Raw genomic sequence first — 20,420 nt, forward strand, 5'->3', positions numbered from 1 at the left:
CCTTTATATTTTTAATATCGTTTAATAATAACCATTTTAACTCGACTAATTTTTGAGTTTTTTGATTATTTACACTATAACAAACTCATTAGGTCAAATTTTGTTACTTTATGTAGCGTGGAAAAATTTTAACAAATTTGTAATAGAAACTTGTACTAAAGTAAAAGTATCTTTACTTAATAATTAACATACCCTTTTATTAAAAGATTTTCACGAGCAGAATGCTTCGATAAAAAACAAAAAAAGGACCGTATTCCGGTCCTTTTTCTATTAATTGTTATCAATTTAAAAACCTTCATCCTATTCTATTCAATTTGGTCTCAACCTGTCTTGTTAGCTTAATAGGCATGGCGCTTTTTCTCTTTTCTTATAATTCTTATCTCCGAATCTGTCCATTTCCACGAATCACATATTTTGTAGAAGTCAATGCAGGAAGCCCCATTGGTCCTCTTACGTGTAGCTTTTGGGTACTGATGCCGATTTCTGCGCCGAATCCAAATTCAAAGCCATCAGTAAAACGGGTCGAAGCATTATGGTAGAGTGCCGCGGCATCGACGGATGTAAAAAATTTGCTGACGCTTTCCTCATCCTCTGTAATAATCGCTTCAGAATGCATGGATCCATAAGTATTTATGTGATTAATTGCTTCTTCGACAGAGGAAACCACTTTGACTGCCAGCGTGAGAGATAAAAATTCTGTTCCCCAGTCTTCTTCTGAAGCCGGTATAATAGAAGAATCAATTGCCAATACTTTATTATCTCCACGTAGTTCTACTCCTCTTTCCTTCAAGGAAGAAAACAGTACGCTACCAAATCGCTGCGCCCAATTTTCATGAAGTATAATCGTTTCAATTGCATTACATACAGATGGACGCTGCGTTTTGGCGTTTATGATAATATCAAATGCCATTTGTTTATCTGCTGTTTCATCAATGAAAACGTGACAATTTCCCGCACCTGTTTCTAGTACTGGAACAGACGCTTCTCTCACTACAGTATCTATTAACTGTTTGCCACCTCTTGGGATTAGAACATCCAAGTACTCGATTAATGTAAATAGCTGCTTAGCGCTATCTCGTGACGTATCTTCTATGAGCTGTACACTTTCTGGAGGTAAGCTCGTTTTTTTGAGCGCTCGGTGAATAACAGCCACGATGGCTTTGTTAGAATACGTAGCGGAAGAACTACCACGCAAGATCACTGCATTTCCTGTTTTTAAGCAAATTGTGGCCGCATCTACCGTCACATTTGGCCGCGCCTCGTATATCATCCCGACAACACCTAGTGGTACGCGCATCTCCTGAATAGATAATCCATTGGCCCTTTCCCATGCACTTACACATTCTCCAACAGGATCACGCAAATCAATTAGTTGCTTGATACCCTCTGTCATATCAATAATACGCTGTTCATTCAGCATAAGGCGATCAAGGAGAGAAGCAGAAAATCCTTTTGCCTTACCTCCTTCAATATCCCTTTTGTTCTCCTCTAAAATATAAGCTGTTTCTATTATCAATTGATCAGCAATCGCGACAAGCGCTTCGTTTTTTTGATCTGTAGATTTGAGCACAAGTTCTCTAGCAATCTTCTTTGCTTTTTGTCCTTTTTCCAACACTTCATTCATTTTCATTTCCTCCTTTTTAAAGATTAATAGGTAAAATTTGAGACCCGTTTAACTCCAGCAAAGCACTTTCATCTAAACCTTTCCTGCCTAGATATGCGTTGAATTTATTGAAGATTTATAGTCAGATTTATAACGGTCGACTCTACGCTCTACACTTGGATGAGTCCACTCTATTCTTAAAATGAAACCCAATTATCCCTATGGATGACTTCATAGCTATGCCTTTCACATCGCGCTTGAATGTCTTGGCTCTGCATACCTTTTAGATCCCTTAGTTCCTCTGCACTATATCTGCATTGCCCTTTCCCTATTACGCACCCTTGTTGCGTTACGACCTCCACAACTTCGCCTGCTTGGAAGAACCCAGACACACTAGTAACACCAGCAGGAAGAAGACTCTTTCCATGCTGAATGATGGCAGCGGCTGCTCCAGCATCCACTTCGATTTGTCCACTGACAAGCGAATGTAACGCGATCCACTGCTTATTCATCTTAATCACTTTTTGAGGGGCATTACCGATATACGTTCCATCACCTTTCCCCTTCAAAACATCTAAAAACTTCTCATGTCCACGACCTGTCCCGATAAATACACTCACCCCAAGAGAAATTGCCGTCTTTGCAGCATCGATTTTCGATTTCATACCGCCAGTTCCCAGTTTTGAGCCAGCATCACCAGCAAGAGAAGCGATTTCTTTCGTAACCTCAGGGAGGAAATAATATTTTTTCGCGTCCGCATTTTTCTGGGGATTCTGGTCATATAAACCGTTCACATCCGTAAAAATCATGAGCATATCCGCCGAAACAAGCCCACTTACTAAAGCTGACAGCATATCATTATCACCAAAAGTCAACTCCTCTAAAGAAATAGAATCATTTTCATTGATTATAGGAAGAGCGGAACGGTTTAGTAGCTCCCCTAAAGTAGCATAAGCATTACTGTATTGTTCTTTTCTAGAAAAATCACTTCTCGTTAGTAAAAGTTGCGCGGTAACGATATCATATTTAAGGAATTCCTCCGTGTATGCCTGCATTAACAAACTTTGTCCGACAGCTGCTGCAGCCTGTTTCCCTTTAATTGTCACAGGTCTGCTTGGATATCCTAGTGCAGAAAAACCTGCAGCGATGGCCCCTGATGTAATTAACAAAACTTCATGCCCATCCTGTTTCAGTCGTGCCAATGCGGCGACGTGATCTGAAAGTTGTTCTTTAGAGATGCCTCCATGACTATCTGCCAAAGAACTGCTCCCAATCTTTACAACAATTCGTTGTTTTTTCACTTTTGTATCCCCCAAGTCTAAAATCAAAGTTTTTTATAAATTACACTTCTATTCATACAGCTTGCAGCGATTTCTATTCTCACCAATGCTGAACCTAGCGTATGAAAGAGCAAAATAAAAATGACCGCTTCGCCCTTAATAAAATAAAAAGGACGAAACGGTCATTGTTCCGCGGTACCACCTTAATTGATATACATAGATATCCACTTGGCGCCTATAACGCAGGCGTACGCCTAAACTTTCATTTAAGACTCAGGGATAGGTTCGATACATTCTATACGAGGAATCTTTCAGCCGGTGAATTCCACTCTCTTTCGCAAGAAGACATATGTACTATTTCCCTTCAACGATTTTCAATTTAATTTTTATATATTATGCGATATAGTTTGTTTTTGTGTCAAGAGATATTTTTAAAAATTACTAGAGCGACAAGTTGTTAGTATAAAATTATGAACATCACCATTTCTTAAAAATGTGGATTTAACTATACCTTATCGTTTATTCATCAACATACAGCCTTCTAGCATGCAACACATAGAACTAGTCATGTCAAAAACCCTATACTTCTCCTAATTCCTTATGCAAATAATAGAATGTATTGCTATTATCAAACACGATTTTTGATGTTTTCAAGTATAGACAATACAAAAGATTAAATTATACTGCATGTACTTATATAGTTTCAAATAAAATTAATTTCTTTATTTTTAGTATTGCAAAAAGGACTACACTCTCTTAAAATATTTCTTTATATTGTATGGGATATTATTTAACTTTTTCAGAATAATAATTTCAAACCGATAAAATTGATTATAAAAGGAGCAAGATCGAGTTATTATGGACAAACAAATTGGATTCATCGGATGCGGAAATATGGGGATGGCTATGATCGGCGGGATGATAAACAAAAATATAGTGTCTTCAGATAAAATAATTTGTTCAGATTTAAACGTTACTAATTTAAAGAAAGCTAGTGAAAAATATGGCATAACTATAACTACTGACAACAATGAGGTAGCTAAAAATGCTGACATCTTAGTTTTGTCAATCAAGCCAGACCTATATTTATCAGTAATTAACGAAATAAAAGAGCAAATAAAAAACGATGTAATAGTCGTAACTATCGCTGCAGGAAAAAGCATTATGAGTACTGAGAATGCTTTTGGTAGAAAGTTAAGGATTGTAAGAGTAATGCCTAATACACCAGCTCTTGTTGGCGAAGGAATGTCTGCATTATGTCCTAATGAAATGGTTAAAGAAAAAGATTTAGAAGATATACTAAACATTTTTAATAGTTTTGGCCAGACAGAGATAGTAAATGAAAAATTAATGGATGTTGTAACTTCTGTAAGTGGTTCTTCGCCAGCCTATATATATATGTTTATAGAAGCCATGGCAGATGCTGCTGTACTGGATGGTATGCCAAGAAATCAAGCATATAAATTCGCAGCCCAGGCTGTATTAGGTTCTGCAAAAATGGTACTAGAGACAGGAATACACCCAGGTGCATTGAAAGATATGGTTTGTTCTCCAGGTGGAACGACAATAGAGGCTGTAGCAACATTAGAAGAAAAAGGCTTGAGAACAGCCATCATTTCAGCTATGAAACGTTGTACTCAAAAATCTGCTGAATTATCTAGTTTAACGGAAAACAATTAAGATAAAATTGCACAATTGTGTATACCTTGAAATAGTTGTAGACCATATTCACATTTGCTTTAGATAATCCCTTATTATCAGTAGTAAATAAAACGGACAAATTCATACTTACTTGAGATTGTCCGTTTTATTTTTATTATTCTTAAATAATTTTATACCTTCCTAATTACATGTCTTTTTTTACCTCTAGTCTTCCCTACTTATTTCCCTCATAAGATTCTGCCTAAATACAAAAACCGATTCATTTCACACGAAAAAGAGTCGGTTTTCTAATTTTATGCTTTTGATTACATTGGGTAATGAAATGAAAAAACTGAGAGTTTATTACCTAAGAGCATTGGTTACAACTTCAGCAGCCTGCGCAATTAGTTCATTATTATAGGTAGCCTCTTTCTCATCTCTACTGGATAGAATTGCGATGATAATAGGTGCTCTATTCGGCGGCCAAACGATAGCAATGTCATTTCGTGTCCCATAACTTCCAGCTCCAGATTTATCTCCAACTTCCCAGTCGGTTGGTACACCAGCACGGATAAGTTTGTCTCCTGTAGCATTTCCTTTCATCCAATCTGTAAGAATTTTCCGTTTGTCAGCTGGAAGCGCATTTCCGACCGTAAAATCCTTAAGGTTGGTAGCAAGTGTTTTGGCTGTACTTGTATCACGAATGTCTCCTGGAGTAGCCTCGTTTAACTCTGTCTCAAAGCGTTCAGCCATTGTAACTCGATCACCGATCTGTCTAAGCGCTTTTTCATATCCTTTAGGTCCACCTATTTTATTAAACAAAAGGTTCCCTGCAGTATTATCACTGGAACGAACAGCAGCCTCTGCTATTTCCCCAAGTTTCATGCCTGTATCTACATGTTTCTCTGTAATGGGTGAATATTCCACTAAGTCTTCTTTCGTATAGGTGATGACTTCATTTAATTTATTAATTGGGTTTTGCTGTAGCAATACTCCTGCAGCTAGCGCCTTGTAGGTTGATGCATAGGCAAACCGCTCATTAGGTCGATAAGCAATTGTTCGATTTGTACCAGTATCAATAGCATACACGCCTAATCGAGCATCAAATTTTTTCTCAAGTTGAGAGAATTCTTTATAAGTCGCATGATTTTTATGTTTAACTTGTCCTGTCTTTTCTTTCGCTTCAACTTGCAATGACCCTCCTGTAAAAATTTCTAGGCTTGAAAGACCTAAGCCTAATATGCCAGCACAAATCCCTATTTTTAGCATCCTCTTGTTTTTCAAAAATATCATTCCTTTCAAATTTTTAATACTGAAAACAAATATTAAATTCATTACACTGTATCCCATTTGAACACCTGTTTTTATACGTACATATAATAGACACCCTAAGTAACAAGTTTGTTCCATTCATTCAAAAAACTTTTTAAATAGTAGCAGAGGTATTAACAACAATAAGAAATAGCAACTATGATAGCTGCTATTTCTTATTTCAAATCTAACTTTTTCTCTAACTTAGAAAGACTTTTATATAAACAGGGGCTCTCCCCTTAAGAAAAGTGCACAAATTTTACTGCTTTTGATTAGGGCTATCTGTACTAGTAGCTTCACCATGTATACGTTGCTTTTTTAAATCAAAGTATACATCTAAAACTTCCTTTCCAATTACAGAATTAATTCCACTTTTATCATTATGAAGCCATGGGACTACTACAGAAAATGCTACTTCTGGATTATCATATGGGGCATATCCAACTAATGTTAAGTTATAACATTCCATACGTTCACCTTTTGCATTTCTACCAATTGGATCATCTCCACCATATACAGTTTGAGCTGTTCCCGTCTTTCCTGCTGGCTTGTATGGAGCATTTTTGAAATACTTCACGCCAGTTCCATCACCTTCTTGAAATACCCATCTAAAGCCCTCTTTTACTCGATCAATATGTTCTTTCTTCATATCAATTCGATTTAATACGACAGGCTCTATAGAGCGTATAACTTTGCCAACCTCTTCTTCTTTTATTGATTGCGCTCGTATTTCTTGTACGATTTGGGGTTGCATTCTATAACCTCCATTTGCAATAGTTGAAATATATTGTGCCAATTGCAACGGCGTATAAGTATCATACTGACCGATAGAAAAATCTAGTAAAAATCCAGGTTGACTATCTACTTTTCTCGTTTGTCCAATTATTTCATTCGGTAAATCAATACCTGTTGGGACACCTAAACCGAATTGTTTAAAATAATAGCGCATTTTATCAAATGCTTCTTGTTTAATATCCAATGAACCATTTGGTACGTAATTAACCCCCGCAATTTTTAATGCTGTCTGGAACATATATACATTCGAAGATACTTGTAAAGCTCGTAAATCGTTAATATTACCAAATCCGGATACATTCCATGATTTCTTAGCTTGTGTACCTTTAAATTTCATCGGTGCGTCATAAAATTGATCTCCTGGCTGTATTGCCCCTGTCTCGTATCCAGTTAATAAAGTAGCGCCTTTTACAGCTGATCCTAGTTCATACGAAGTTGTCATGTTACCTAGTGCCAGATCCTCAATCTCTACTTTCCCTTCTTTTTCTACAATCTTTTTGCCTGCCATAGATAAAATCTGCCCATTATTTGGATTCATCATGACGACAAAAGCTCGATCTAACAGTGGCTCTGAACTCTTAAAAGCTCTCAAATTTTTCTCTATACTTTCTTCCACTTTCTTTTGTAATTCCATATCAATCGTTAATGTTAAACTATTACCACTTTTTCCTTTAGAGATTATTTCTGTGTTTATAATGTTTCCTGATTTATCAGTAATGTTTTTCACTTCTTCTTTTGTACCGTGTAATACATCTTCATATCGTTGTTCAATATAACTTTTTCCTACACGATCATTACGGTTATATCCACGTACCAAATAAGAATCTAAGTTTTCTTTCGGTAATCCTTCTTCACTGCTTGTAATATTACCTAACACAGAACGAAATAAATTACCATTTACATAATTACGTTCCCAATCAACCGTTGCATCTACTCCCGGGAACTCCGCAAGCCTTTCACTTATCCGTGCATACTCTTCATCTGTTACATCTTTTTTAATAATTTGTGGTGTCAGTTGATAACCCGAACTCATTTTACTTTTAATAGCTAACACCTTTAAATCTTGTGCTGTTAATTCTGCCAATTCTACTTCTGTAACGCGACTTCGTCTTAAGTCTTCAATTTTTTTATCTAACTCTTTTCCCTCTATTCCCTTTTCTTTAAACTTTTCTATATCTTTTTTAGTAATCTTTGTCTCCGCACGCTTCGTATTCAACTGCATCCAGAAATCTTTTTTATCGATATCGGTTAATTTATTTATATCTTGTTCGGGCATTTCAAGTACTTTCGCCAAGTCTTTTGCTGTTTTTAAAATATCTTCACTCGTAATCCCCTTCACCCTTGTATACGTAATTGTGCGAAGAGATTTATTATTAACGACTGTTTTCCCTTCTCGATCTAGAATTTGTCCACGTGGAACTGGTATACTAGTTGTTTCATTTTGACTGTTTTCCACTTGGTTCTTATAAGCCTCTCCCTCAACGATTTGTACTTTTCCTAGCTGCATAATAATAGCTGAGAAGAGTACAAATATGCAAAGGAACATTATATTTAATCGAATAGATATATATGTCTTCTGCTTCTTTTCTTTTTGTTTTTTCATAAATCCTCCATATAATTCTTCCGGAACTCTTCACTAATACTTAGTAAATAAATATACTAAATACGTTCCCTATATATTAGCAACCACCATTCAGTTATAAATAGTGTCTTATCTTTTTTTCTAAATCCTTGTAAGCGTCAATTCCTTTTCGTTTAGCCGCGTAATTGATAAATCTCCTTTCCTGTTTTTCTCTCTATTTTTTTGTCGCTTGCATTAGAAATGCTAAACTGTATAATGACTCATGTTAAACTTACACATAAACTTGCTAGTAACTTTTCATACTGATTGTTCCTTTCTTCATGCTGTAATACTTAATAGACAACCTAAATAATAAAGTTGTTCCACATTTACAAAAAAAATAATTAACTATAAGATGAAATAAGCTAAAAAAGGGAGGGTTTTATGTTACATACAAAAATAAAAAGATGGAGATCTTTAGCGGTTCTTTCTATTGTAGGTTTGATTTTACTAATTTTATTAAAAATCAATTTCATTTCAATTACTATCGCAACTTCTTCAGCTGAAAGAGGAAAAATTCTTGATCAAAATGGTGTAATACTAGCTACAAATAAGAAAGTTAAATCTCTATATTGCACTTCTAATGATGAAAAGCTATCGAATCAAGATACATCAAATACATTAGCTTTTTTCAATCAATTTTCAAGCGAGTTTCAACATGATATTTCTACAGAGGACATAAAATCGCAATTACAACAATCTTGTAAAAAGCAGACTATGAATGATATACCGTTATACTCTGACATAAATGAGAATGAACTTGCATTCATAAACAAGAACAAACCCAATAATGTAATAATCAATGATGAATTGATTCGATATTATCCCAAACACGAAATTGGTTCACAGGTAATTGGGTATGTAGAAAATGACCTTAATTCTAAGTATGGACCTGTTGGGAAAAGTGGCGTTGAGCTTCAATATGAAAATGATTTAAAAGGAAAACCAGGAAAAACTCTGATTTTTAAAATGAATAATAAAAAGTTCTTATGGAACATTCAAAAAGTACAAAAAGGAAAAGATGTCAGGCTAGCTTTAGACTCTAAGTTGCAGCAAAAAACAGAAGAAGCATTAAGATCTCAAATTAAGAAAATACCTGATGCTAATGCTGGCTATGTTGTAGTAACCGATGTAAAAACTGGCGCAATTTTAACTATGGCCAACTCGGCAGTTTTTGATCCAAATACATTACATACACATGTATCATCTAAAAAAGAAAACATTAAATCACTTTCGCAAAATAAAGCAATTCAAAAATTAAAGTATGGTAAATCTTATATAAATATGGCCTCTACTATAAAGCCACTTACTATTTTAATTGGATTAAATGAAAAGCTTTTTCAACCTGAAGATACTTATTTAGATAAAGGTAGTTTTCAGTATGATAATCAAAATAACATTACGAATGCACCTGGAACGCCAACAGGTGAGATTACACCGAGGCAGGCTATCATTAATTCATCTAACACATTTATGACAGCAAAAGTAGCTCTGCCCTTATTCAACCAAAATAATGGGAATATAGAAAAAGTGGCACATATATGGACAGATTATTTAATGCAATTCGGCCTTCGTTCTAAAACTGGGATTGATTTACCCTTTGAAGAAGATGGACAATATGAATTTCATCCATCTAGTAAGTTTGAAAATGGAATCTCTGCTTTATTAAATGCCTCTTGGGGAGGAAATGAAATACACACCCCTCTTCAACTTGCTCAATATGCAGCAACTTTGGCAAGTAAAGGTGATAAATATAAACCTCAAATCGTAAGTGCTATTATTGGTCAAGACGGTAAGGAAACAAAAAAGTTTAAACCAATCTTAGAAAGTTCAAATCGTTATCCTATGAAATTTTGGAGTGTCGTGCAAGGTGGAATGAGTCAAAATATAGAGGAGATTAAAAACTTACCCTTTCATGTCGCAGGTAAAACGGGTATTACAGGTTCTCCGAATGAGCAAGATAGAATGATAAATCATTCTCTTTTCATTGCATATGCTCCTACCGAAGATCCACAAATTGCTATTTCTGTCGTTATTCCTGGTAGTAATTCAGAAAAAAATATTGCTGCTCTCGTTACAGCAAAAATTTTAGAGTCCTGGAATACTCTTCAAAAAGAAAATAAAAACAAAAAGGAAGGTTCATTAAAGTGAACCTTCCTCTTTTACCATATAGAATCTATATTCATTATTTTCCATATGCCTTCATGATCCTTTTCGAACATGAATGAATATTTAATATCAGTTAAAACATACTCTTTTTGTACATACCCAGTATTACCGTTAATTGTCGATATTTTTATATATCCATCATTCTGCACTTTTTCTGGAATCCAAGCTTTTACCATTTCATTAGATACTTCATATAAAACTTGTGATTCTCGTTTTGGTTCAGCTAAAATTTTCGTTTTGTTTCCAGTAACAGTTGCATATATATAATGCGCTTGCTTTGACTGATCACTTTCTGTTAATCCACTTGGTACTTTGTATACTTGCTTTGTATCATTCACAAATTCTCCTCCCATTGTAAGAGCAACTTGCAACTCATGAAAAATATCTTCATCAAACTTCAATTCATCCCTCTTATAAATCCTTCCTTTAAATAGAACTTCATCATTTAACGCTCTATACAGGTCATTTTCATTTTTTAAATCTGTAGTTCGATATAAATCATTCATAAATTGTTTTAATGAAGGATCTTGAGCAGACTCATCTTTTGTTTTAGGCTTAATTTGAGTACTACTTTGTACCGGTGATTTATTATCATTAAGCCAAGGTTGTTGAATAATAAAAAATAACATTGTACAAGCCAAAACAACTACAATAGGCAATGCTTTTTTACGAAATGGTCTCTTGTGTGTTACAGAATCTACTTCACTATTTTGGTATATCGATTGCTTTATTTTATAAATAAATTCTTCTTCATCTTTACGATTCTCCATTGGTCCATTTTTTAATTTGCTATACCAGTCAGGATTTTTTTTACTGTTCATCACTTCTACCCTCCCCTATTAATTTTGAAACCTTACTTCTCGCTCGGCTTAATCTAGATTTTACAGTTCCAATTGACACTCCTAATGTTTCAGCCATTTCTTCATAAGATAATTCATATTTTGCGTCCAATATTAGTATTTCACGGTGTTTTTTAGGTAGTTTTAATACAACCTCCCACACATCATTCATTTCCTCTTGCTTAAAAAATTCTTGTTCCGCCGACAAAGATTGCTTATCGTCACTAAAAAATCCTATTAAAGATATCCTTTTAAAATAGGAGGATTTCAAATAGTTTATTGCAGTATTTCTTGTAATTTTTAATATCCACGTTTTAATAGATGACTCCTTTCGAAATGAATGCCAATGTTTAAAAACCTTTATAAATACATCCTGTGTTATGTCATCTGATAAGTGTGGATCTTTCGTAATAATAAATGAATAATTCCATACATCTTGCCAATAGTCTTTTATAACATAGTCAATCTCATCATGATTACGCTTTTCAATAAACTTCTGTTCCATTTCCACACCTCAAACTTATTTGAATAAACATAAAACTGCCCTCACTTTTATTATGGTTTCAATATATAGACATGATGCAAGTTTCATTTGTTCCATTAATTATCTTTTTTCGATAGAAAACTCTTTCTTAAAAAATGTAAAGATGGGAGATATAATGAAAAAAACCAGGATAAATTCTTAAAATCACCCTGGTTTTTCTGTATTAAATATGTTTCATTATTTTTTTATAATAGAGACTGGATCTAATACATCTACTTGACTCCCCATAGTTTTAGTGAGTTTTTTCCATTCCGTTTCTGCTTGTACAGCCTTAACATCATCTTCGTTGTATGGTCTATCTTCACCATACGATTTATTAAAATGAAGAATCTCCATTGATGTTTCATTTACAGGAATTTGATTGAATGTAGCTTTGTCTACAATTACAATCAGTTCCTCATAATTTGAATTACGATAGTGACCAAACCAAGTATCGCTAGCATACTGCACATCTATTTTCTTTTCATTAATTGTTAATTCCTTAATTTTTTTATTTTTCTTACTAGCTAGTAATACAGCTTTACCTTTTGGAACTGAAGGTACTGACTTAATTGGGTCTGAACTCCATACTTCATTATCATTATCTGATTCTCTCAACACACCTATCTCAACCATTTTCTCCGCAGTTTTTTGATCCATAATTAATACTTGTTTGCCACCACTTTCTGCTTTTTTCACTTTATATAAAGCGTTGGTCTTAATTTCACTTTTATGTTGATTTACTATTTCTTTTAATGATTGCTCTTCCCCAATCAATAAAGCGGCATTCCTTGGTTCTTCTTTCTTTCCAAAAGAACAAGCTCCTAACATAGAAATAGATACAATTCCTGCCATACACACTTTCATTACTTTTTTCATTTCTTTTTCTCCTCTTTGCTTGTTTTATCAATACGCTACATGATTTTTTTATATAACCGTTGTAAATAACGCCAACGGACAGTGAAAAAGTACACACTTTGAATGGATATAAAGGCTAGTATAATTAAAATGGACATCTTTAAAACAGAGAAGTCAATTAGCTGTTGCAAGGCTATAAAAGCGACACCACTATGAATAATCGCTATAATTAAAGGCAAGAAGAACATTAACATAAGCTGACGCGTTACGATTTTCTTTAGCTCTCTTCTACTTAGACCGACCTTCGCAATCATTTCATATTGTTGTTGTTCCCTTTCTAAATCTGCATATAGTCGGAAATATAATAGGCTGGCTGCAAACGTAAAGAATACGATACCTACTAATACACTGACGATAAGTAAAATACCATTCTTTTGTTTCGAAGAAATCCATTCAGAATACAATGCTTCAAAATAATGATGTGCTTCCACCAAATTATTATTACCCATTGTTGCTTCTAATTTTTTGGTAACCGCTCTTGATTTTTCCCAATCTTCCACCACAAATCCATATTGACTTTTCATTACGTAAGAATCATCTTCCGTCTTTCTGTTAGGGATTTTTTCGTACAAAGAATCCGAAACAACAATAATAGCTCCAATTGTATTTGGGAGAACTATATAAGGGACTGCCTTTTTGACCCGAAGGGACATCTCCATATTTTCCTGTACTACATCTATTTTCTCAGGAATATCTTTTCCTCTTGCATACTTTTCTTTTTGCGAAACGATTGATGGTACTATGATCGCTTCTTGATCATTATCAATCTTTTCCATTTCATACCCGAAAATTTTTGCAAACTTGTTATACTCTGATACTTTGATTAGCACTAAATTATTTTCCGTAAATTTAGGATTCGTAACCCCTACCTGATAAGAGAAATTTGAGCGAGTGAGTTGTTTTTTTATTTCTGAAATGTGCTCTTCTTCTTGTGGATTCTCTCCTAACGAGGTATAGGTAAATGCAAATGGATTGGTCATTTCGGTTAATCCCTTATTTCCCATTGCTAGGCATGTACCAATCCCTGTGAAGGCCACAGCAGAAACGGTCGCTAGCATAAAGAACATAGTTGCATTATCCTTCATACGATAAGCCAATTCAGATATAGTAAGAAGGTTTGTTTTATTAAAAAACACTTTGTCTTTTTTCTTCAAGACGCGTATTACATACACGCTCAACTGAGAAAATAGAAAATACGTCCCTATCACTACAAGGACTACCCCTCCAAGTAAGTAAGGCATAATGAAGTTTCTTTCTAGTACGAAATAGAATACACATCCATACCCTAATCCAATGAAGATTACGGAAAGGAATGCTAATCCTTTTGATGCCTTTGGCTCTGGTTTTGGCTTTTCCTCTGATTTCATCAGATCAATCAACTTGTTTCCTTTTACCATCTTAGAAGTAAACAACGAAATGACTAGGAACAGAATCAAAAATGCGCCAGTTGTCATAAAGACAGCTTTTATAGGAATGTAAAAAGGAAGCCCATTATCAATCGCTAATATATTTTCACTTGCTAATAAATTGAGTTTCGCAAATATCAATCCAACTAAGATACCAAACGTAATAGATACGATTCCGATTAACATATTTTCTAAAAAAATTAATTTATTTAACTGCGCCGGCGTCATACCATGCATGATTAAAATTCCAAATTCTTTTTTTCTTGTTTTTAAAAAAGAACTCACTGAATATAAAAGAAAGAAGAATGAAAATACAAAAATGAGATATTGGGATATTCGCATCCCCATTGTTCCTAAAAGACTCATTGTTTTACTCGTGGAGACTAGTTCTCCTTGTAAATCAGGATGAAAAAGTAAGAGTGAATATGTGAAAAAAACCATAACTGAAAATGAGCTACTTAGAAAGTGCGCAGCATAAGTCCGCTTATTTCGAATAATATTATTAAAAGCGAATCTTTGAAAAGTCATGCTTACGACCTCCTAGTAATGCAAGTACATCTATAATTTTTTGATAAAACATTTGTTGGTTTTCTCCGTTATAAATTTCGTTATACAATTTTCCGTCTTTAATAAATACAACGCGATCACAATAACTTGCAGCCACTGGATCGTGCGTAACTAGCATCATTGTTGCATCTTGTTCTTTATTTAATCGTTTTAATAATTCCATTACATCATTAGCCGCTTTTGAATCTAAGTTTCCCGTCGGCTCATCTGCAAGTAGTAATTTTGGTTTATGAATCAGAGCACGTGCAATGGCTGTTCTTTGTGCTTGTCCGCCCGATATTTCATATGTTCTTTTATTTAATATATCTTGAATGCCTAATTTTTCTGCAATACCTTCTACACGCTGATTCATATCCTCAACATTTGTGCCATCTAACGTCAGAGGAAGAACAATATTTTCTTTTACAGTTAATGTTGTAAGAAGATTGAATGCTTGAAACACAAAACCTAATGCACGTCTTCGAAATAATGCCAGTTCATTTTGAGATAATTGATATGGATTTTCTCCATTAATCAATATTTCTCCTGATGTGGGAGAATCAATAGTAGAAACCATGTTCAACAAAGTAGTTTTCCCACTTCCTGATGGTCCCATTATTCCTACAAACTCCCCTTTTTTTACACTCAAATTAATGTCGGAGAGTGCTTCATAAGATACCTTTCCTGTATAGATTTTACTCAGTTCACAAACTTTTAATATTTCCATATCATTTTGCTCCTTATTATCTTTTGATAACCTAAGTTTATCTAAGGTTCCCTTCTTCTCATATCGATTAACCTTTCATGTATCTAACAGGTCTGTAAGATTTCTGAAAAGTCAAAACAAATGACTTTCTAACGATTTGCATAAGGGAAAATGATACGGATTGTTGTTCCTTTTCCTACTTCCGACTCTATTTCAATATGATGTTCCAATCTTTTTATAATATTTTTCACAAGATATAATCCCATCCCAGTAGATTCCTTAAATTTCCGACCGTTTATTCCCGTATAAAATGGGCGGAACACTCTCGGAAGGTCTTCTTTTGGAATTCCAACACCATGATCTTGTATTTCAAGGATTACAGAGCGCTCTTTTTCTAATGTAGTAATAGTAACGTTTTTTCTACTTCCTGCTGAATACTTAATGGCATTGGATATAACTTGATGAATAACAAACCGAAGCCACTTTCTATCGGTTTCTACCATAATAGTTTGTTTTACTTTTACTTCTGGATATACATAGCTACGGATAAACAGACGTTTATTTTCACGGATTACTTCTTGAACGATTTCCTGTAACAAAACTCTTTCCACATAAAAATCTTGTTCAAACGTTTGTAATCGCGCCATATATAAGACCATTTCTAATCCATACTGCATTTGATCTACTTCTTCTACAATACTTTCAAAAGCCTCTCCATTCTCTTCTTGTGTGATCAGTTCAATAACTGATAAAGGCGTTTTCATCTGATGCACCCATTGATTAATAAATGTAAGGTGTTCTTTTTGTTTATACTCCCAAGTCTTTAACTGTTGATGATATTGACTATATTGTGTTTCCAATACTCGCTGAAGTGCAACTGATAATGGAGTAAAATCCAGTTCTTCTAAGGATTCCTCTAATGTTTCTGAAGGAGTGGATAATTTTTTATAAAATCTACGATGGCTATAATAGCGATAAACTAAATACCCAATTAAAAAGCATCCTCCTAAAAACACACTATATAATGCAGTAGATAAGTGATTATATCCATCCAGCCAATAAACAGTTAAAACGACAAATAGCTGAATAATTGAGAAACAGATGAAAGGGAGATGTTCACGTAAAAATAAATTCATTATTATACCTCATCATTCTTCCAAGTTATTTTCAAACGATATCCAGCACCACGAACTGTTTCTAATGCATTTTTTATTCCGATTTCTTCTAATTTTTTTCGGACACGTGTAACATTTACACTTAAAGTATTATCATCCACATACGTATAGTCATCCCAAAGTTTTTCTAAGATTTTTTCTCGGCTAACCATACTAGGAGATTGTCGTAAGAGAGTTTCTAGTAAAACAGTTTCTTTTTTAGATAGAATACACATGCTATCATTTAGCTTTAATTCCATTTTTTCTGGATAAAGTATTAAACCAGATTGCTGAACAACTCTTTCTTCCGCTTTAGGTGCATATTCCCCGTAGATTCTTCGAAGATGACTTCGGATTTTTGCCATTACAACTTCATAATGAAACGGTTTAGTGATATAATCGTCGGCACCATGTTCAAGTGCCATAACTTGCTCCATCTCTCCATTACGCGCTGATATAAATATAATGGGACAAGTTGAGAGCGTTCTAATTTGTCGGCACCAGTAAAAACCATCAAAACTAGGCAAATTTACATCTAATAAAACTAAATCAGGTTGAATTTTCACAAAGTTATCTAAAACATTTTCAAAATCCTCTGTAATATTCCCTTCATATCCGTACTTATTAATATGGGATTGAAGTAATTTAGAAATTTTTTGGTCATCTTCTACAATCATAATTTTATACATATATTAAGCTCCTTTTATTTATCTTTTCCGACAGAAGACTCCCTTCCCCGTTTGGATAAGGGTGTGATGGCACCAGCAAATAGGTGGGAGATAAATGTCGGTTGGCGTAAGCCAAAATGTTTGCTCCAATTTAGTTGTACAAATTTTTCTTTGAAAACAGCAGATATGAGGTTGGTTGCAGAAAAATCGTTGAAATTGTAAAAGCTTCAACGTTCGATCAATCCACGGTTACATCGGTGTCCGCAGGAATCTCCCTCTTCAAACACGCCGCAAGGTCGTTAAGTGGGACTAGTTAAAGTATATGTTTATTATCTGTAAGAATATAAAATATACTTTTATCTGTTAGTATAAAGAAATTTTCCTCTTACTTATATTGAATAACCTTACTTCAAACTAACAGCTTTGTAATGTTTCTGAAAATAAAGTTAAGCATAATAGCTCTTATTTTTTAAATTTCAATTATTTAATTTAACATTTTAAACTTTTTGTTTTATAATTTTCAAATAAAAAAATAATCGTATTTAATTGTGTAAAAAACACGTAATTAAATACGATCATTAAAATCATAAAATCTAAACCAACATATCAGCCCTACGTTATTTTTGCGCTTCCTATGCTTCTCTAATTAGATACCTGCCAGTTCGAGTATTCACTCATCTTAACTTCTACATTAAATGCTATAAATCTGCATTGCCTCGTCCCCCTTCTCATTAACGCAAGAAAAATAGTAATTTGTTTTTAAACTTTAAAAATAACCTAAATGCTTAATGGCCGACCTCATATAAATAATAACCTTAAAATGAATATTCATCATATCACTTACTTTGGTAAACCATATCATTTTGGGAACACTGTACGTTTAGACATAAATTAACCGATTCCTAATATAATCTTGAATCGGTAAAGTTTGTATATTTACTAAAGAAGTAAATTTCACCTTCTAATTAAGTATTATTTCTGAAAAACATGTTTTACTTTTTCGCCCGGAACATTACTACCCCCTCTACCTTTTACATCTTCGATCATCATGGTAACAATCATGTCTGGCGCATCTGCATCAAAAGCTGCAAACCATCCAAGTTCCTTTCCGTCTGCTTCTTTCGACTCTTTCAGTTCTGCTGTACCCGTTTTACCAGCAAGAGTTACACCATCAACCTTAGCAATTCTCCCCGCGCCATCAGGGTCATTAATGACTTTTATTAATGCACTCTTTAATATCTCTTGATTCTTTTTAGAAACCACATTTTCTTTCCAATTCCCCGCTACTTTTGCTTCTTTTAAAAGATGAGGCGACGGAATATTCCCTTCATTCACAATCGGGGCATATGTTAACGCTAAATGAAGTGGTGTCATTAATACTTGTCCTTGTCCATATCCCGTGTCTGCTAGTTGAATATCATTTTTTATCCCATCTTTTGCAATTATTGAAATAGGAAATTCGTATTCGATTGGTAATTTTTCATGAAACCCGTACTTCTTAAATTCACTTACATACTGATCTTTTCCCATTTTCAAAGCTTGTTGAGCAAAATAAATATTATCAGAGTACTTCATTGCCTTATCAAAATCAATTGGACTAGCATCCTTCACACGTGTTACATAATAATTTCCCCAAGATGAATCTTTTGTCCACTTTAATCCTTGAATTTTAAATTCTTCCTTAGGGTTTATTGTGTTTGTTTCCAAACCAATTGCACCTGTAATCGTTTTAAATACGGAACCTGGTACAAATGCTTGTGTGAAGCGATTCATCATTGGCAGTTTCGAGTCGTTATTCCATGCTTCTCGTTGGACTTTTGATGCTCCTCTAACAATTATATTTGGATTATATGCGGGGGTACTTACAAGTGCGATTGTTTCACCCGTTTTAGGATTGACCGCTGCACTAGATCCTGCTTCATTTTTCATCTCATTAAAGATTTTTTCTTGAATTGCAGCATCAATTGTTAACGTAACATTTTCCCCTTCTTTTGCTTCTTTTTTTGCTACGTTTTTAATCTCTTTTCCGTTCTCATCCTCCATAAATACGCGTCCACCCTTTTCACCACGCAATTTATTCTCTAATACTTTCTCTAAACCTGTCTTACCTATTAAATCATCTGCTTGATAACCTTTTTTTTGAAGCAATTTTAACTCCTCTGCATTCACCTTTCCTATATATCCAGTTAAGTGTGCCGCAGCTTCTCCTAATGGATACGTACGAATATTTACTGGGCGAGATGAGACTCCTTCTAATTCAATATAATCATTCTGTCTGGCTCCCTCTTTTAAAATACCAATTGGTACAAAGGAGTCTGGTTTTATCCATTTCGCTGTAAGCTTCTGATTGACCTCTTCTATAGACATATCAAGTAATTGTGCTACTATTTCTTTTGTTTGTGCTGCCGTTTCGCCTAGTTTCTCTGGAATAATTCCAACCTCAGTCGCTTTACCATTCGTTGCAAGACCTTTCCCATTTCGATCATATATTTCTCCGCGTTTTCCTTGTTCTATTTGCATACGTACTTTGTAATCTTTTTTCATACCGGGAAAAATGAAGTCTAGTGTCCAATCTATTTTCCAAGATTCCTTTTCTTTCACGAGTTTTGCTTCATGGATAAATGAAACTGTTCCTACATCCGTATCCATATTAACTTCATAAAGAAATAGATCTTTGTCTTTAGCATTCTCTCCTTTCGTTTTAATTTTTAAATTCTTAACTCCAATACCCTCATAGATTTTTTGATATTTCTCTGTGAAATCCTTTTTAGAAATCGTTTTTTTTGCATGTTCTGATAAATGATCATACATATTTGCAAATTTTTTATCATTCCATAAATTGATATATTCTTCAAATGCTTGTTTTGGCGGTTCGTTTTTATTACATCCTACCAACATAACTCCGAAACAACAGAAAAGCAGCATCCATATTTTTTTCAATTCAATCTTCTCCCTTAGTTAAAAATGATTATTCCTTTCTTGATATATTAAATAAAAAATGTTTTAACGCTTAATAGACAGTGTAAGTAATGAAATTGTTCCACATTTACAAAAAAATTAAATTTATGGTTAAGTTGCATTCGAAGGGGAAGATTTTAAGATTCTTACAAACAAAAGAAGCGAATCTATTTATCAATCGGTATCATTATTAGTGTTGTTTTAACAATTTTATTTAAAATACCTTTTAGTTCGGGTTCGCTGCTCTCATCTTTTTTTGTAGATATTTGATACAAAAAAAGA

Annotated in this window: 14 protein-coding genes and 1 other annotated feature; of the genes, 2 read left to right on the forward strand and 12 right to left on the reverse strand. The window is 34.1% G+C overall.

Annotated features, from left to right (window positions below; genetic code table 11):
- Positions 1 to 376: 376 nt before the first annotated feature.
- Both BAU28_RS18905 and proB read right to left on the reverse strand, forming a co-directional pair.
- Complete coding sequence (locus tag BAU28_RS18905; protein ID WP_071719540.1) at positions 377 to 1,624, reverse strand: glutamate-5-semialdehyde dehydrogenase; 1,248 nt, start codon at positions 1,622 to 1,624, stop codon at positions 377 to 379.
- 176 nt (positions 1,625 to 1,800) lie between these two features.
- Complete coding sequence (proB, locus tag BAU28_RS18910; protein ID WP_071719541.1) at positions 1,801 to 2,904, reverse strand: glutamate 5-kinase; 1,104 nt, start codon at positions 2,902 to 2,904, stop codon at positions 1,801 to 1,803.
- Positions 2,905 to 3,049: 145 nt separating this feature from the next.
- Positions 3,050 to 3,260, reverse strand: a binding site (T-box leader).
- 481 nt (positions 3,261 to 3,741) lie between these two features.
- On the opposite strand from proB, the gene proC reads away from it, so the two are divergent.
- A complete protein-coding gene (gene proC / locus BAU28_RS18915; protein WP_071719542.1) occupies positions 3,742 to 4,563 on the forward strand; it encodes a pyrroline-5-carboxylate reductase in 822 nt (273 codons plus the stop codon).
- A gap of 324 nt (positions 4,564 to 4,887) precedes the next feature.
- On the opposite strand, the gene bla is transcribed toward proC, so the two are convergent.
- Both bla and BAU28_RS18925 read right to left on the reverse strand, forming a co-directional pair.
- Positions 4,888 to 5,817, reverse strand: a complete 930-nt coding sequence (bla, locus tag BAU28_RS18920) for a class A beta-lactamase Bla1 (RefSeq protein WP_400560112.1) — start codon at positions 5,815 to 5,817, stop codon at positions 4,888 to 4,890.
- Between the two features lie 277 nt (positions 5,818 to 6,094).
- Entirely contained in the window at positions 6,095 to 8,233 is a 2,139-nt protein-coding gene (locus tag BAU28_RS18925) for a peptidoglycan D,D-transpeptidase FtsI family protein (RefSeq protein WP_071719544.1), read from the reverse strand.
- 402 nt (positions 8,234 to 8,635) lie between these two features.
- On the opposite strand from BAU28_RS18925, the gene BAU28_RS18930 reads away from it, so the two are divergent.
- Positions 8,636 to 10,402 (forward strand): peptidoglycan D,D-transpeptidase FtsI family protein, encoded by a 1,767-nt coding sequence (locus tag BAU28_RS18930; protein WP_071719545.1) that lies wholly within the window; start codon positions 8,636 to 8,638, stop codon positions 10,400 to 10,402.
- An 11-nt stretch (positions 10,403 to 10,413) separates the two neighbouring features.
- On the opposite strand, the gene BAU28_RS18935 is transcribed toward BAU28_RS18930, so the two are convergent.
- From BAU28_RS18935 to BAU28_RS18975, 8 genes are all read right to left on the reverse strand, one after another.
- Positions 10,414 to 11,241: an SH3 domain-containing protein gene (locus tag BAU28_RS18935; protein WP_071719546.1), complete on the reverse strand. Its 828-nt coding sequence runs from the start codon at positions 11,239 to 11,241 to the stop codon at positions 10,414 to 10,416.
- Complete coding sequence (locus BAU28_RS18940) at positions 11,231 to 11,764, reverse strand: RNA polymerase sigma factor (RefSeq protein ID WP_071719547.1); 534 nt, start codon at positions 11,762 to 11,764, stop codon at positions 11,231 to 11,233. Before BAU28_RS18940 ends, BAU28_RS18935 begins: the two co-directional genes overlap by 11 nt.
- A gap of 216 nt (positions 11,765 to 11,980) precedes the next feature.
- Complete coding sequence (locus tag BAU28_RS18945; protein ID WP_071719548.1) at positions 11,981 to 12,661, reverse strand: lipoprotein BA_5634 family protein; 681 nt, start codon at positions 12,659 to 12,661, stop codon at positions 11,981 to 11,983.
- 35 nt (positions 12,662 to 12,696) lie between these two features.
- Positions 12,697 to 14,634, reverse strand: coding sequence for an FtsX-like permease family protein (locus BAU28_RS18950; protein ID WP_071719549.1), 1,938 nt, complete (start codon positions 14,632 to 14,634; stop codon positions 12,697 to 12,699).
- Positions 14,609 to 15,379: an ABC transporter ATP-binding protein gene (locus BAU28_RS18955; protein WP_071719550.1), complete on the reverse strand. Its 771-nt coding sequence runs from the start codon at positions 15,377 to 15,379 to the stop codon at positions 14,609 to 14,611. The genes BAU28_RS18950 and BAU28_RS18955 overlap by 26 nt, the downstream gene beginning before the upstream one ends.
- Before the next feature lie 128 nt (positions 15,380 to 15,507).
- On the reverse strand, positions 15,508 to 16,494 hold the full coding sequence (locus BAU28_RS18960; protein ID WP_071719551.1) for a sensor histidine kinase: 987 nt from the start codon (positions 16,492 to 16,494) through the stop codon (positions 15,508 to 15,510).
- A gap of 2 nt (positions 16,495 to 16,496) precedes the next feature.
- Positions 16,497 to 17,201, reverse strand: coding sequence for a response regulator transcription factor (locus BAU28_RS18965; protein WP_071719552.1), 705 nt, complete (start codon positions 17,199 to 17,201; stop codon positions 16,497 to 16,499).
- A gap of 951 nt (positions 17,202 to 18,152) precedes the next feature.
- The gene (locus BAU28_RS18975) at positions 18,153 to 20,120 is read right to left on the reverse strand and encodes a penicillin-binding transpeptidase domain-containing protein (RefSeq protein WP_071719553.1); all 1,968 of its coding nucleotides are present in this window, start codon (positions 20,118 to 20,120) and stop codon (positions 18,153 to 18,155) included.
- Positions 20,121 to 20,420: the final 300 nt, after the last annotated feature.

The organism is Bacillus paramycoides, from assembly GCF_001884235.1.
Lineage (GTDB): Bacteria > Bacillota > Bacilli > Bacillales > Bacillaceae_G > Bacillus_A > Bacillus_A paramycoides.

Excerpts from the sequence above, each read along its gene's own strand:
- BAU28_RS18905 (WP_071719540.1), bottom strand. The coding sequence starts at position 1,624 with ATGAATGAAGTGTTGGAAAAAGGACAAAAAGCAAAGAAGATTGCTAGA.
- proC (WP_071719542.1), top strand. The coding sequence starts at position 3,742 with ATGGACAAACAAATTGGATTCATCGGATGCGGAAATATGGGGATGGCT.
- bla (WP_400560112.1), bottom strand. The coding sequence starts at position 5,817 with ATGATATTTTTGAAAAACAAGAGGATGCTAAAAATAGGGATTTGTGCT.
- BAU28_RS18925 (WP_071719544.1), bottom strand. The coding sequence starts at position 8,233 with ATGAAAAAACAAAAAGAAAAGAAGCAGAAGACATATATATCTATTCGA.
- BAU28_RS18930 (WP_071719545.1), top strand. The coding sequence starts at position 8,636 with ATGTTACATACAAAAATAAAAAGATGGAGATCTTTAGCGGTTCTTTCT.
- BAU28_RS18935 (WP_071719546.1), bottom strand. The coding sequence starts at position 11,241 with ATGAACAGTAAAAAAAATCCTGACTGGTATAGCAAATTAAAAAATGGA.
- BAU28_RS18940 (WP_071719547.1), bottom strand. The coding sequence starts at position 11,764 with ATGGAACAGAAGTTTATTGAAAAGCGTAATCATGATGAGATTGACTAT.
- BAU28_RS18945 (WP_071719548.1), bottom strand. The coding sequence starts at position 12,661 with ATGAAAAAAGTAATGAAAGTGTGTATGGCAGGAATTGTATCTATTTCT.
- BAU28_RS18950 (WP_071719549.1), bottom strand. The coding sequence starts at position 14,634 with ATGACTTTTCAAAGATTCGCTTTTAATAATATTATTCGAAATAAGCGG.
- BAU28_RS18955 (WP_071719550.1), bottom strand. The coding sequence starts at position 15,379 with ATGGAAATATTAAAAGTTTGTGAACTGAGTAAAATCTATACAGGAAAG.
- BAU28_RS18960 (WP_071719551.1), bottom strand. The coding sequence starts at position 16,494 with ATGAATTTATTTTTACGTGAACATCTCCCTTTCATCTGTTTCTCAATT.
- BAU28_RS18965 (WP_071719552.1), bottom strand. The coding sequence starts at position 17,201 with ATGTATAAAATTATGATTGTAGAAGATGACCAAAAAATTTCTAAATTA.